1 protein-coding gene is annotated in these 316 nt (G+C 70.3%); it reads right to left on the bottom strand.

All coding sequences use genetic code 11. The annotated features are described in order from the left end of the window. Positions 1-198, bottom strand: a 198-nt coding sequence (locus IF83_RS35405; protein WP_037682153.1) for a hypothetical protein, incomplete at its 3' end; no start/stop codon positions are given. Between the last annotated feature and the right edge of the window lie 118 nt (positions 199-316).

The following is a 316-nucleotide window of genomic DNA, read 5'->3' as shown; positions in this document are numbered from 1 at the left end:
CGCCTTCAACGCGTCGATCCGCCCCGCCGTGGACAACCCTCCACGCTCCAGCAGGCCCAGCATCGCCGCCGTCTGCGGCCCCGGCACCGCCGAGGCCAGGTGCGCGGCCCACTCATCCGCCGTCACCGGTAGTTCCGGCGCCTCCGTGCTCCCGCCGGTGGCCGTGGTCTCGCTCTGATCGAGCAGTGTGGCTTGCATGGTCTCCCCCGTCCGGTCGCCCCTCGAACTCCCGCCCCCGCAGCGGGTGTTCCTACCCTCTATTCTCCGTCACGGACGGTAATACATCCAGGTCCACGGGCTGGAACCACCCGAACGA

Source organism: Streptomyces albus subsp. albus (assembly GCF_000719865.1).
GTDB lineage: Bacteria > Actinomycetota > Actinomycetes > Streptomycetales > Streptomycetaceae > Streptomyces > Streptomyces albus_E.
Note: the sequence above shows the minus strand (reverse complement) of the source record. Positions and strands in the feature narration are given on the sequence as shown.